This window comes from Lipingzhangella halophila, assembly GCF_014203805.1.
Classification (GTDB): Bacteria; Actinomycetota; Actinomycetes; order Streptosporangiales; family Streptosporangiaceae; genus Lipingzhangella; species Lipingzhangella halophila.
On sequence record NZ_JACHJT010000001.1, the window covers coordinates 3118433 to 3131639 of the forward strand.

The following is a 13207-nucleotide window of genomic DNA, read 5'->3' on the forward strand; positions in this document are numbered from 1 at the left end:
CCCGTCGACGCGCCGTCTGGAGGAACCGCGCGGGCCCCGTCGCTCCCCAGGTCCATCGCGGCTTCCCAGCCACTCGACGAAAGCTCCCTATGACCGACGCTTCCTTCCCCCCACCCATAGGCCGGTCGTCTGTTCGGATGGCGCGCGGCTCCGCCCCCTGGCTCGTGCCCGCGTGGGCGGCCGCCGGAACCGCGGTTCTGGCGAGCCGCGGCGCCCGGTGGCGTACGGCGCTGGCCGTGCCCGCCGTTGGCCTCGCCGCCGGCATGACCTGGTTCTTCCGCGATCCCGAACGCGGCCCGGCTCCCGGTCGGATGCTCTGCGCGGCCGATGGTGTCGTGCAGAGCGTCGATGCCCAACCCGATGGCCGCACCCGGGTAGCGGTTTTCATGAACCCGCTCAATGTGCACGTCAACCGCGCACCACTTGCGGGAACCGTGGTCGGGGTGGAGCATCGTCCGGGGGGCTTCCGTCCCGCATTCGACAAGGACAGCGAGCGTAATGAACGCGTCATCTGGACCTTCGAAACCGAGATTGGTGAGATCACGGTCGTTCAAATCGCCGGCGCGATGGTCCGGCGTATCGTCCCGTATCTCACTGAGGGGCAGAAGGTGGAAAAGGGCGAGAGGATCGGGCTCATCCGGTTCGGGTCGCGGGTCGACGTTTACCTTCCGGCGGGGATCACCCCGGCGGTGGCGAACGGGCAGCAGGTCCGAGCCGGAGAGACCCGCCTTGACCGCGACTGACGAGGGGCTCGCTGAGCCCGCTCTCGCGGGCCCGGCGGAACCCGCCCCCCGCCCCCGCCTCGCGGTGGCCGACTACCTCACCCTCGGCAACGCGCTGTGTGGCTTCATGGCGGTGTGGCAACTCGCCGCGGCGCAGTCAGCGCATCTGGCGACCGGGGTCCAGGGCCCCATGGACCGCAGCGCCGTCGCGACGGCGGTCGTCCTGCTGCTGATGGCCACCGCGTTCGATCTCTTCGACGGGCGGGTCGCGCGCAAGCTCGGCGGCAGCGGCATGGGCGCCGAACTGGACAACCTGGCCGACGTGATCAGCTTCGGGTTCGCACCCGCGTTCTTCGTCGTCGCGTGGGGCACGCTGGCCGGTGGCGGGATCGCCCCGATCGCCGGCGCCGCGGCCGTACTTCTGGCGACGGTCGTGCGGCTGGCCCGCTTCTCCTGCCAGGCGCCGGGCGAAAGCTACTTCACGGGGCTGCCCAGCCCGTTCGGTGCCATGGCCGTCATCACGATCGTGCTGCTCGATCCGCCCGTTCTCGTGGGCACTGCCGCGGTACTGACGATCTCCTGGCTCATGGTGAGCCGCATCAAGTACCCGAAGCCGCGCGGACGGCTGGCCTTCACCGTGTTGGCCTGGATTCTGGGCAGCGTGGCCTGCCTGACCGCGTGGGCGGTCGACGCCCCGGCGGGCACGGCGCTGCTCTACTCCGGCTCCAGCCTGGTGCTCTCGCTCCTCCTGGTCATCCCGGTCTATGTCGTGCTGACGCGACACCACCAGTACGACGACGAGGACGAGATCACGCTACCGAGCACTCAGGAGGGCTGAGAAGACACCAGAAGCGCCGGGGAGCGCTGGCCGGCCGGGTGGGCCCCTGAAAGACCGGCCAGCGCACGGGACGACGGTTGCGCGCCGTGCGGGTGCTCCGCGGTTACGCGAGCGCCTCCAGCAGCTCCGGCACACCCTTGCGCCGGCCGGTGTAGAACGGCACCTCCAGCCGGGTGTGCCGGCGGGCCTCCGCGCCGCGCAGGTGCCGCATCAGGTCGACGATCCGGTGCAGCTCTCCCGCCTCGAAGGCGAGCATCCATTCGTAGTCACTGAGAGCGAAGCTGGACACCGTGTTCGCGCGGACGTCGGAGAACCCTGCTGCCATCCGGCCGTGCTCGGCGAGCATGGCCCGGCGCTCCTCGTCGGGCAGCAGGTACCACTCGTACGAGCGCACGAACGGGTAGACGCACAGGTAGTCCTGCGGCTCCTCCCCCGCCAGGAACGCCGGCACGTGGGCGCGGTTGAACTCCGCCGGGCGGTGCATCCCCACCACCGACCACACCGGGGTGCTCGCGCGCCCCAGGCGGGTGCGGCGGAACGCGGTGTACATCTCCTGGACGGACTCCGGGCTGTCGCCGATCCACCAGAACATCGCGTCAGCGTCGGCGCGGAATCCCTGGACGTCGTAGCAGCCGCGGGTGACCACCCCCTTCTCGGCAGCACCGTCGAACAAGGCGGTGAGCTCCTCGGCCGCGGCGGTGCGGTCCAGACCGGAAAGGTCTCCCGCTTTGAACACCGACCACATGGTGTAGCGGATGAGCTGGTTGAGCTCCTCGGCCTCCGCGGTGCCGCTGCTGTGCTGTCCCGTGGTCACGTGTGCCTCCATTGCTTCTTGTCAGCTTCTCGCGGTGGATAACCGGGGCGTCCGCTGGGTGGGCCGCTCCCGCAGGACCTCGCGCGCGGCCTCGGCCGCTCCACCGACGCAGGCGGGGATTCCGACACCGTCGTAGGCAGCCCCGCACAGCGCGAGGCCGGGCAGCTCGGCGACCGCGGTGCGTGCCCGGTCGACCCGCCCCTGGTGTCCGACCGTGTACTGCGGCAGGCCGCCGCCCCACCGGGTGACGCGCTGGTCAAGGGGCGCCCCGGAAACACCGCAGATGTCGGCGAGGTCGCCGGCCGCACGCTCGACGAGATCGCCGTCGCCGCGCTGCAGCGCGGCCTCGTCGCCATACCGCCCGACCGAGCAGCGCACGACCGTCATCCCGGTATCGGGATGCGCCGCGCGCAGCTCGGCCGCCAACCACGGCCACTTGACACTGCTGAAGGTGACGGCCTTGACGAACCGCTGCTCCCTGGCGGGCACCAGGAACCCGCTGCCCATCGGCGGCCGGCCGAACGCGGATGTGGGGTAGGCCAGGGTGACGATGGCCATGCTGGCGTAGTCGATTCCGGCGAGCTCCGCGGCCGCCGCGGGTGCCACCGGCCGCAACAGCCGCGCGGTCGCGGGAGCTGGGCAGGCCAGCACGACCCCGTCGGCGGTGATCCGGCGCGGGTCGCTCGCGCAGCCAACGGTGAGCGACCAGGTGCCATCGCGGACGTCGAGCTCGCGCACCGTGGCCGACGTCTCGATCCGGGCACCGCTCTGCCGGGCCAGCGGCTCGATGAGGGTGGCCGCGCCGCCGCGCAGTGTGGCGAACGCCGGCCCCGTCGCGGGACTCTGGGCGCCCTGCCGCCTGGAGGCAGCCACGGCCCGCAGCAGCGAGCGCTCCTCGCGGGCCATGCGGGCCACCTGCGGCAGGGTGGCGTCCAGCGAGAGCTGGTCGGCCCGGCCCGCGTACACGCCGCCGAGTATCGGCTCCACAAGCCGCTCGACGACCTCGGATCCCATACGCGTCCCGATATAGCGGCCGACGGCGACGTCGCCGCGCACCGGAGTGCGCGGCCAGAGCAGGTCGCGGGCCGCGCGCAGGGTGCCCGGCCACGACAGCACTCTGCTGCGCGCCAGCCCGGTCAGGCTCCCGGGAACCCCCATGACCTGGCCGGTTGGAAAGGGGCGCAGCCGTCCCCTGCTGTAGACGGCCGCCGGCCCGGGCGCGGGGTACGCCAACCGGTCGTCGAGCCCCAGTTCGTGGATGAGATCCAGGGCCTCCGGGCGCCGCGCCAGGATGGACTCCGCCCCGGAGTCCACCGGGACTCCGGCCACCGGGGAAACGTCCAGCTTCCCGCCGAGGCGCGGGCTCGCTTCGAGCACGGTGACATCGGCCCCGGCCCTGGTGAGACGATAGGCGGCGGTCAGCCCGGACACCCCGCCTCCCACCACGGCGACGTGCGGTTTCGTCTGCATGCCCCCAGCTTTCCAGATCATTGGGACCACCCGCGCACACCCCCGCGATCGCCGATCGCGTGGGCGCGCCGGCCCCGGGGTCTCAGCGGTGTAATGGACGCGTTACTCCCGGGAGGCAACTCGGGTGGAGACCGCACCGTCAGAGAGCACATGGAAACGTCAGCGCACCCACACATTCCGGTCCGCACGGTGCCGGGCCTCGCTCCAATGCTGGCAGTGATACTGGCGGTGCTACTGCTCGCTGGCTGCTCCGGCACCCTCCAGGGGGACGCCCAGGAGGACGCCAGTGGCGCGGCGGCGCCCCAGAACGATGCCCCCGAGAACGCGCGGGACGCCGAGGACAGCGGCGGGGATGAGGACGGCGCGGTCACCGGATCCGACGTCGACGTACGCGAACGCGAGGTCGTGCACACCGCCGACCTCACGGTGGAGACCCCCGAGGTCGAGGAGACCGCCGACTCCGCCAAGGAGTGGGTCGACGACGCGGGCGGGCACGTCGCCGCGGAGGACGTCACCACCCGGTCCGGCGAGGGCCCCCGCGCGTCGCTGACGCTGCGGGTCCCCACCGACCAGTACGAGGACGCCCTGCGAGAGCTGGGCGACCTCGGCACTCAGGCGAACCTGCAGCGCGAGGCCGAGGATGTCACCGAAGAGGTGGCCGACGTCGACAGCCGGGTCGAGTCGGCCGAGGCGACCCTGGACCGGCTGCGCGATCTGGTCGAGGACGCCGACACCGTCGAGGACGTGCTGGCCGTGGAGTCCGAGATCGCCACCCGCCAGCAGGAGCTGGAGGCGCTGCAGGCCCGGCAGCAGGCACTGCAGGACAGCACCTCGTTCGGCACGATCAAGCTCTCGCTGCTGCCGCCCGACACCTACCTGGCCGAGGACGAGTCCGACTCCATCGGCTTCACCGGCGGGCTCGCCAGGGGCTGGCGGGCTCTGACAGCGGTTGCCGAGGGCCTTTCGGTGGCCGCTGGCTGGCTGCTGCCGTTCCTGGTGGTCGTCGCGGCGGCGGCTTCCCCCTTCGTTGTGTGGCGCCGGCGCCGGGCCGCCGCCAAGCGCGGCTCCGCCAAGCAGGCGGGTTCCGCGGCAGAGGCGGCCGGAGAGCCGGCTCCGGAACCGGTCGGGGCACGCGATGGCGATAGCGGCAGCGACCCGGCCGACGACACCCCGGACGAGGCTGAGGACGGTCCGCCTCCCGAGCGGGAGGCATGACAACGGAGCGGGCGGTCCGAGCGTGCCGTTCGCTCTCTAACCGGAGGAGGCGCCCGGCGCCAGAGGGCCGGGCGCCTCCCCGCACCCTGGCCCGGTCTCCCGGCCGGGCGGGACTACCGCCCTCCGGTCCGGGGCAGTGTTTGTGTCACCGCTCGGACTCCTCGTGCACCAGTTCGGTGAGGCGCGCCAGCGTGTCGGGGTCGGTCGTGGGCAGCACCCCGTGACCGAGGTTGAAGATGTGGCCTTCGGCGGCGCGGCCCCGGTTGAGGACATCCCGGGTGCGCTCGGCGACGACGTCCCACGGCGCGAAGAGCGCAGCGGGGTCCAGGTTGCCCTGCAGCGCCGTGCCCGGCTGCACGCGCTGGGCGGCGCTGTCGAGCGGCACCCGCCAGTCGACCCCGACGACGTCGGCGCCCGCCTCGCTGAGCAGGCCGAGCAGCTCGCCGGTGCCCACGCCGAAATGGATGCGCGGCGCGTCGAACTCAGCCAGGCGCTCGAAGATCCAGGAAGTGTGCGGGAGCACGGAGGCACGGTAATCCTCAGCGCTCAGGGCGCCGACCCAGGAGTCGAAGAGCTGTACCGCGCTCGCCCCGGCCGCGATCTGGACCTTGAGGAACTCCAGGGTGATCGCTGACAGCCGGCGCATCAGGTCGTCCCAGAGCTTGGGCTCGCCGTACATCAGAGCCTTGGTGTGCTCGTGGTTCTTCGACGGGCCGCCCTCGATCAGGTAGGAGGCCAGTGTGAAGGGCCCGCCCGCGAAGCCGACGAGTGGGCGGCCCTTGAGCTCCTCGACGAGCCCGCCAACCGCCTCGGTCACGTAGCCGACGTCGCCGGGTTCGAGCTCGCGCAGCCGCGCGATGCCGCCGGCGTCGCGGATCGGGTCGGCCACCACGGGTCCGACGCCGGACTTGATGTCCAGGTCGAGTCCGATGGCTTTCAGCGGGACGACGATGTCGCTGAAGTAGATCGCGGCGTCGACGTCATAACGGCGTACCGGCTGCATCGTGATCTCGACGATCATGTCGGGGCGCGCGCACGCCTCCAGCATCGGGACGTCGGCGCGGACACGTCGGTACTCGGGCAGTGAGCGCCCGGCCTGGCGCATGAACCACACCGGTGTGCGAGGCACCGGCAGGCGCCGGCAGGCGCGGAGGAATGGAGATTCGTGCAGGATCACACCTCCGATCGTGCCATGAGCCGAGCACCGGTTGGTGGCCGTGACGCATCGGAATTGGCCCACTCCGGCCACCAGTGGCGGTTAGGGTTGACGCGTACCGTATTCGTCGCAGGGGCCGGCCAGCATCGGCGCGAAACACCGACACGCCGGAGAAGCTCCGCGAGCTGGCCGGCGACTCGTGCCACCGTCGGAGAGTGCCCGTCGCCGTGCGCTGTCCGTAATGGCGGATGTGTCGCGGTGGCGGGGGGCCGTGGTGCCCGCGTTCAGTCGTTTCCACGAAGCGCGGGCAGTGTGGCCTTGTGCGCGACGTGCTCGATTACAAGATTAAGGCTGACGTTTCCATCATGCCCCCTCTCGGTAGGGTCGATGACGCGCCTCCCGCGTTCCGGCGAGCGGTCGAGAGCCTGCACGTGCCCGCGGTCCGCCCCGAGGTCGTGATCGAGGAGATCCCCGCCCCGCAGCGCCTCGCGCCCTACGCCGTCGCGATGTCGGCGAGCGTCCGGGTCGGTGACGACGATGTCGCACTGGGCCGGCTGATCGTGCTCTACGATCCCGACGACACCCGGGACTGGCCGGGCCCCTTCCGCGTCGTGGCCTACGCCAGCGCTGATCTCGAAACCGAGATCGCCAGCGATCCGCTCCTTGGCCAGGTCGCCTGGAGCTGGCTGGTCGAGGCGCTCACCTCCCTCGGCGCCGAGCACCACACGCTCAGCGGCACCGTCACGCGCGCGACGTCGGAAGGCTTCGCGGCCAAGGCGGACGAGCCGACAACCACCGAACTGGAGTTACGGGCATCCTGGTCGCCGAGCACGGACGACCTCTCAGCGCACATGCGGGCGTGGCTCGCGCTGCTGAGCTCCGCCGCCGGGCTGCCGCCGGTCGATGTCACCGACATCGCGCAGCACCGGCAGCGCACTGCCGACTGAGAACTCCGGTGCGGCGTTATACGCGCCTTAGGCCCCCGGGAGCGCACCCACAGTTCCGGGAGCGCATACCGTGGTTGCGTGGCGAACGTTCTGAACTCCAAGTCAGGTGAACCGGATCCGGGCGCCTCGCACGGGCAGGACGGCGAGGACATTCCGTTGCTGAGCGCTCCGCGCGACGGCGTGCCCGCGGTCGTCTCGGATGAGGGGCACCTGGCTCGCGTCACCGAGTCGTTCGGCAGGGCCTCGGGCCCAGTCGCGGTCGACGCGGAGCGGGCATCGGGGTACCGCTACGGACAGCGGGCCTACCTCGTCCAGCTCCGCCGCGAGGGTGCCGGCTCAGCGCTGATCGACCCGGTCGCCTGCCCTGACCTGACCGGTCTCGACAGCGCCCTGGCCGGGGTGGAAATGGTGCTGCATGCCGCGCACCAGGACCTCCCCTGCCTGGGCGAGCTCGACCTGCGTCCCGACCGGTTGTTCGACACCGAGCTGGCCGCCCGGTTGCTCGGCTACCAGCGCGTGGGGCTGGCCTCCATGGTCGAGCGCCTCCTTGGGCTGCGCATGGCCAAGGAGCACTCGGCGGCTGACTGGTCCATCCGGCCGCTGCCGGAGGACTGGCTCTGCTACGCGGCGCTGGATGTGGAGGTCCTGGTCGACCTGCGCGACAAACTCGAAGCCGAGTTGGCGGACTCCGGGAAGCTGGAATGGGCACACGAGGAGTTCGCCGCGGTCCTGGCCGCCCCGCCCAAGGAGCCGCGCCCCGATCCGTGGCGGCGCACGTCGGGGATCCACAAGGTGCGCAACCAGCGTGCCCTGGGTGTGGTCCGAGAGCTGTGGCAGGAGCGCGACCGGATCGCCCAGGAGCGCGACATCTCGCCGGGCCGGGTGCTACCCGACTCCGGGATCGTCGAGGCGGCCACGGCGATGCCGAGCACGGCACCCGAGCTCGCGGCCATCAAGCCGTTCAGCACGCGGCTCGCCCGGCGCTACGTGCCAGTGTGGATCAAGGCGATCAATCGGGTGCGCGACATGCCCGGCGCTGAGCTTCCGCAGCCCAGCGCTCCGGGCGACGGCCCACCGCCCACCAACCGCTGGGCCGACCGCGACCCCGATGCCGCGCGGCGCCTGGACACTGTGCGCGAGGTGGTGTCCACAATCGCCGAACAGGTCAGCATGCCCACCGAGAACCTGCTGCAGCCCGACGCCGTGCGCCGGCTCGCGTGGACGCCCCCGCGGTCGGACGGCGCCGACGCGGTCGCCGAGCACCTGCGCGAGAACAACGCCCGGGAGTGGCAGATCGCCCTGGCCGCGGAGGCCCTCGCTGACGCGCTGCGTGCGGCGCAGCGGTAATTTGGACCCGCCTCAAAACCGGCCAACACCGTAAAATAGTACAAGTGACATATTTCACTGGTCCCGCACCGTCCACTGGATCCCGAAATCCCGACGCGCCGCCTATGTTATGGAATCGTGTTGATATCGGTACGGGGCAGTAAGCGTGAGTGGCGTCCGACACCTGGCTACGCGGGGGTGAGTCCCATGTCGGTGTGGCAGGCACTGCTGCGCTGGACGGGGCTCACGAACCCCGAAGACACCAACGCAGCAGATGCCGACCAGACCAACGATGCCGGGACACCAGCCATGCGTGCGGCGGCCCTGGAGCGAACCCTGCAGCAGGCCGTCGACGCCTACGGCTCGGCCGACCCGCGCAGCATCACGGCGCGCAACAACCTCGCCGGCAAGTACGCCCAGATCGGGCGGCGCGCCGCGGCCACATCCCAGTTCGAACAGGCCCTGACCGACGCGGTGGTGACGTTCGGTGACGACCACGAGCAGACGGATGTCATCCGGGAGAACCTCGCCTGGACCTACGAGGACGCCGGCCGGTTCGACGACGCCGCCAGCCAGTGGGAGAGCCTGCTCAGCAACCGGGAGCAGAGCCTGGGAAGCACGGCCGGCGACACGGTGACCGCGCGCGCCCGGCTGGCGCAGTGCTATCGCAGGAGCGGCCGCCCCGATGCCGCGATCGCCCGCTTCGAGCAGGCCCTGGAGGATTCCTCCTCCGCCGAGGAGCGCGACGGCCTGCGCCTCGGGCTGAGCATGGCACTCACCGCGGCCGGTCGGCACAACGACGCCATCCACCAGTTGCGGATCGCGCTCGCGCACCGCCAGCGCCGCCTGGGAAGCCGGCATCACGACACCCTGATGGTCCACCACCGGCTCGGACGCGCCTACACCCAGGCGGGGCGCGCGAACGAGGCCGTCGACACGCTGCGGCTGGCCTACCGCCACGGGCTGGCCGTTGCCGGCGACCCCGACATCCGGGTGCTCACCATGCGGATGCGCCGCGACCTCGCCGGAGCGCTGAGCGCCGCCGGGCGGCACCGCGACGCCGCCGCACTCTTCTAGGGCGGCACCGCACCGGCGGCGCCCCTCCTCGACCGCACCAAGCCAACCGCCCCGTGGCGGCCGGCCCATCAGTGCTCGCGGCACTAGTTACTGGCGAGTAGCATGGGGGTGAGTTACCCACCCGTTGCTTGAAGGAGGGGCCATCGTGCCGCGAACTGCCCGCGATGTCGTGTTTGTCGACGGGGCACGGACCCCGTTCGGCAAGGCCGGCAAGGGCCTGTACGCCGAGACGCGCGCCGACGACCTTGTGGTCCGCGTCATCCGTGAACTGCTGCGCCGCAACCCCGGCCTGCCACCGGAGCGTGTCGACGAGGTCGCGATCGCCGCCACCACCCAGATCGGCGACCAGGGGTTGACGATCGGGCGTAGCGCCGCCCTGCTGGCCGGCCTGCCGCGCAGCGTGCCCGGCTACGCGATCGACCGCATGTGCGCGGGCGCGATGACCGCCGTGACCACCACCGGCGCTGGCATCTCGTTCGGTGCCTACGACATCGCCATCGCCGGCGGTGTGGAGCACATGGGCCGCCACCCGATGGGCGAGGGTGTCGACCCCAACCCGCGCTTCCTCTCCGAGAAGCTGGTCGACCCCTCCGCTCTGGTCATGGGCAACACCGCGGAGAACCTGCACGACCGCTTCCCCACGATCACCAAGGAGCGCGCCGACGCGTTCGCGGTGCGCAGCCAGGAGAAGGTGGCCAAGGCCAGCGCCGACGGCAAGATCCAGCAGGACCTGGTCGAGACGCTGGTGCGCTCCGCCGAGGAGGGGTACGGCCTGGCCACCTCCGACGAACCGCCACGCCCCGGGACCACGATGGAGTCGCTGGCCGGACTGAAGACTCCGTTCCGCGCGCACGGCAACGTCACCCCGGGCAACGCCGCAGGGCTGAACGACGGCGCCACCGGCGCCCTGATCATGGCCGAGGAGGTCGCCGGGGAGCTCGGCCTGGATTCCCGGATGCGGCTGGTGGACTTCTCCTTCGCCGGCGTGGAGCCGGAGTTCATGGGGGTCGGGCCGGTGCCCGCTACGGAGCGGCTGCTCAGCCGCCAGGGCCTCACCATGGACGACATCGGACTCATCGAGATCAACGAGGCGTTCGCGGTACAGGTACTGGCCTTCCTGGAGCACTTCGGGATCGCCGACGACGACGCCCGGGTCAACCCGTGGGGCGGCGCCATCGCCATAGGCCACCCCCTGGCCTCCTCCGGGGTCCGGTTGATGACGCAGCTCTCCCGGCACTTCGCGGAGCGGCCCGATGTCCGCTACGGCATGACGACCATGTGTGTGGGCATGGGCATGGGCGGCACGGTCCTCTGGGAGCGGGTGTGAGCCCGGCGGCGGGCGCGGCCGCGGTGGTCCCGCGAGCCGGACGCCCGACCGGCCGGCCAGTGAGCGACGAGCGCGAGCGGCCCGAGGGCGCCGCGAACACGGACTGGGAAGGGAACGCCACGTGAGTAACCCCAACGACGCCGCCCGCACCGCCACACCTGGCGCGGAAGAAGTCGCGGCGCAGTTCGCCGACGAGGTCGTCACCAAGGCGCTCGCGCGCGACGTAGCGCTTCCCTACGGGGCGGGCACCGCTGTACTGATCACCCTGGACAACGGGCACGACCACAACAAGCCGAACACCTTCGGGCCCACCGGGCTGACCAGCCTCGGTGCGGCCATCGACGCCGCGGCGGCGCGCACCGACATCGCGGCCGTGGCCGTCACCGGCAAGCCGTTCATCTTCGCGGTCGGCGCCGACCTCACCGGGGTGCCCCAGGTCGAGAACCGCGAGCAGGCGCACACGATCGGCAGGCTGGGCCACGACGTCTTCCGCAAGCTCGGCGAGCTCACCGTTCCCACGTTCGCGTTCGTCAACGGTGCCGCCATGGGCGGCGGGGTCGAGGTAGCGCTGCACTGCGACTACCGCACCGTCTCGACCGGGGTCACGGCGCTCGCGCTGCCCGAGGTGTTCCTCGGCCTGGTTCCGGGCTGGGGCGGTACCTACCTGCTGCCCAACCTCATCGGCGCTGAGGCCGCGCTCAAGCTCATCGTCGACAACCCGCTGGCGCAGAACAAGACGATCAACGGCCGCAAGGCCCACGAGATGGGGATCGCCGACACCATCTTCGAGCCGGCCGACTTCGTCGAGGAGTCGCTGCGCTGGGCTGCCAGGGTCGTCAACGGCGCGGTCGCCGTGCGGCGAGCCGAGGTGGACAAGGGCGAGGCCTGGACGAACGCGGTGGCCAACACCCGGTTCCAGGTCGAGGGCAAGCTCAACGGTGCCGCCCCGGCGCCGGTGCGCGCGCTGGACCTGGTGGACGAGGCTCGCTACCGCACCCGCGACGAGGGCTTCGCCGCCGAGGACGACGCGCTCGCCGACCTGATCATGTCGGACCAGCTCAAGGCCGGGCTGTACGCGTTCGACCTGACGCAGAAGCGCGCGCGCAAGCCCGCTGGCGCTCCCGCCAAGGAGCTGGCGCGCCCGATCACCAAGGTGGGTGTCGTGGGCGCGGGTCTCATGGCCGGTCAGCTCGCCCTGCTGTTCGCCCGGCGGCTCAACGTGCCGGTGGTGCTGACCGACCTGGACCAGGAACGCCTGGACCGGGGAGTCGAGTACGTCCACGGCGAGGTCGACATGCTGCTCGCAAAGGGCCGCGTGTCCCCCGATACCGCCACCCGGCTCAAGGGTCTGGTAACGGGATCGCTGACGAAGGACTCATTCGCCGACGCCGACTTCGTCATCGAGGCCGTCTTCGAGCGGATGGACATCAAACAGCAGGTGTTCGCCGAGGTGGAGGAAGTGGTCTCCGCCGAGGCGGTCCTGGCGACCAACACCTCGTCGCTGTCCGTCAGCGAGATGGCCCACGGCCTGCGCCACCCCGAGCGCGTGGTCGGTTTCCACTTCTTCAACCCCGTTGCCGTGCTCCCGCTGCTGGAGATCGTGCGCGGCGAGCGGACCGACGACGCCACCCTTGCCACGGCGTTCGCCACCGCCAAGACACTGAAGAAGACGGCGGTGCTGTGCGCCGACGCGCCGGCCTTCGTGGTCAACCGGCTGCTCACGCTCTTCATGGGCGAGGTGCTGGGCGCGGTCGAGGAGGGCACGGATCCCGAGGTCGCCGACCGCGCCGTCGCCCCGCTTGGCCTGCCGATGCCGCCACTGATGCTGCTGCAGCTCGTCGGCCCGGCGGTCGCGCTGCACGTCTCGGAGACGCTCAGCGCGGCGTTCCCGGACCGCTTCCACGTCTCGGAGCCGCACCGCCGGCTTGTCGAGGCCAACAAGACGGAGCTCTTCGGCTCGGACCTGCAGCTCGATCCCGAGGTCCGGGAGCTGTTCACCGGCGGCGACAACCCGTCGACCGGTGAGCAGATCCTGAACCGCGCCCTGGAGGCACTGGCCCGCGAGATCAGGATCATGCTCGACGAGGGTGTGGTGGCCGAGCCCGCCGACATCGACCTGTGCCTGATCACCGGTGCCGGTTGGCCGTTCCATCTCGGCGGGATCACCCCGTACCTCGACTGGACGGGTATCGCGCAGAAGGTCAACGGGGCCCCCTTCCACCCCGACGGCCCGAAGGCGATCTGACCCGCGAACGACCCGGACCGGCCCCGCCACCGGCAACGGTGCGGGGCCGGTTCCGGCTCCGGCGTCCTAT

11 protein-coding genes are annotated in these 13207 nt (G+C 71.3%); 8 read left to right on the forward strand and 3 right to left on the reverse strand.

Going from position 1 to position 13207, the window contains the following annotated elements; all coding sequences use genetic code 11:
• Positions 1-89: 89 nt before the first annotated feature.
• Together F4561_RS14455 and pssA are read left to right on the forward strand one after the other, a co-directional pair.
• A complete protein-coding gene (locus F4561_RS14455) occupies positions 90-743 on the forward strand; it encodes a phosphatidylserine decarboxylase (RefSeq protein ID WP_184579395.1) in 654 nt (217 codons plus the stop codon).
• A complete protein-coding gene (pssA, locus tag F4561_RS14460; protein ID WP_184579397.1) occupies positions 730-1560 on the forward strand; it encodes a CDP-diacylglycerol--serine O-phosphatidyltransferase in 831 nt (276 codons plus the stop codon). The genes F4561_RS14455 and pssA overlap by 14 nt, the downstream gene beginning before the upstream one ends.
• 103 nt (positions 1561-1663) lie before the next feature.
• Here pssA and hemQ read toward each other — a convergent pair whose 3' ends face one another.
• Together hemQ and hemG are read right to left on the reverse strand one after the other, a co-directional pair.
• Positions 1664-2305: a hydrogen peroxide-dependent heme synthase gene (gene hemQ / locus F4561_RS14465; RefSeq protein ID WP_246437659.1), complete on the reverse strand. Its 642-nt coding sequence runs from the start codon at positions 2303-2305 to the stop codon at positions 1664-1666.
• Positions 2306-2395: 90 nt separating this feature from the next.
• Positions 2396-3844 (reverse strand): protoporphyrinogen oxidase, encoded by a 1449-nt coding sequence (hemG, locus tag F4561_RS14470; protein WP_184579401.1) that lies wholly within the window; start codon positions 3842-3844, stop codon positions 2396-2398.
• Between the two features lie 207 nt (positions 3845-4051).
• Here hemG and F4561_RS14475 point away from each other — a divergent pair, with 207 nt between their 5' ends.
• Positions 4052-5059 carry a DUF4349 domain-containing protein gene (locus F4561_RS14475; protein WP_246437200.1) on the forward strand — a complete coding sequence of 336 codons (1008 nt, stop codon included), beginning with the start codon at positions 4052-4054 and terminating at the stop codon, positions 5057-5059.
• A gap of 145 nt (positions 5060-5204) precedes the next feature.
• On the opposite strand, the gene hemE is transcribed toward F4561_RS14475, so the two are convergent.
• A complete protein-coding gene (hemE, locus tag F4561_RS14480) occupies positions 5205-6173 on the reverse strand; it encodes a uroporphyrinogen decarboxylase (RefSeq protein WP_312885599.1) in 969 nt (322 codons plus the stop codon).
• Positions 6174-6580: 407 nt separating this feature from the next.
• Between hemE and F4561_RS14485 the strand changes: the two genes are divergently transcribed.
• The 5 genes from F4561_RS14485 to F4561_RS14505 all read left to right on the forward strand — a co-directional run bounded on the left by F4561_RS14485 (position 6581) and on the right by F4561_RS14505 (position 13137).
• Positions 6581-7162, forward strand: coding sequence for a DUF3000 domain-containing protein (locus tag F4561_RS14485; protein WP_184579408.1), 582 nt, complete (start codon positions 6581-6583; stop codon positions 7160-7162).
• A 78-nt stretch (positions 7163-7240) separates the two neighbouring features.
• Complete coding sequence (locus tag F4561_RS14490; protein WP_184579410.1) at positions 7241-8509, forward strand: HRDC domain-containing protein; 1269 nt, start codon at positions 7241-7243, stop codon at positions 8507-8509.
• 186 nt (positions 8510-8695) lie between these two features.
• On the forward strand, positions 8696-9565 hold the full coding sequence (locus tag F4561_RS14495; RefSeq protein WP_184579412.1) for a tetratricopeptide repeat protein: 870 nt from the start codon (positions 8696-8698) through the stop codon (positions 9563-9565).
• A gap of 145 nt (positions 9566-9710) precedes the next feature.
• Entirely contained in the window at positions 9711-10892 is a 1182-nt protein-coding gene (locus tag F4561_RS14500) for a thiolase family protein (RefSeq protein WP_184579414.1), read from the forward strand.
• A gap of 121 nt (positions 10893-11013) precedes the next feature.
• The gene (locus tag F4561_RS14505) at positions 11014-13137 is read left to right on the forward strand and encodes a 3-hydroxyacyl-CoA dehydrogenase NAD-binding domain-containing protein (RefSeq protein WP_184579417.1); all 2124 of its coding nucleotides are present in this window, start codon (positions 11014-11016) and stop codon (positions 13135-13137) included.
• The last annotated feature ends 70 nt before the right edge of the window (positions 13138-13207 follow it).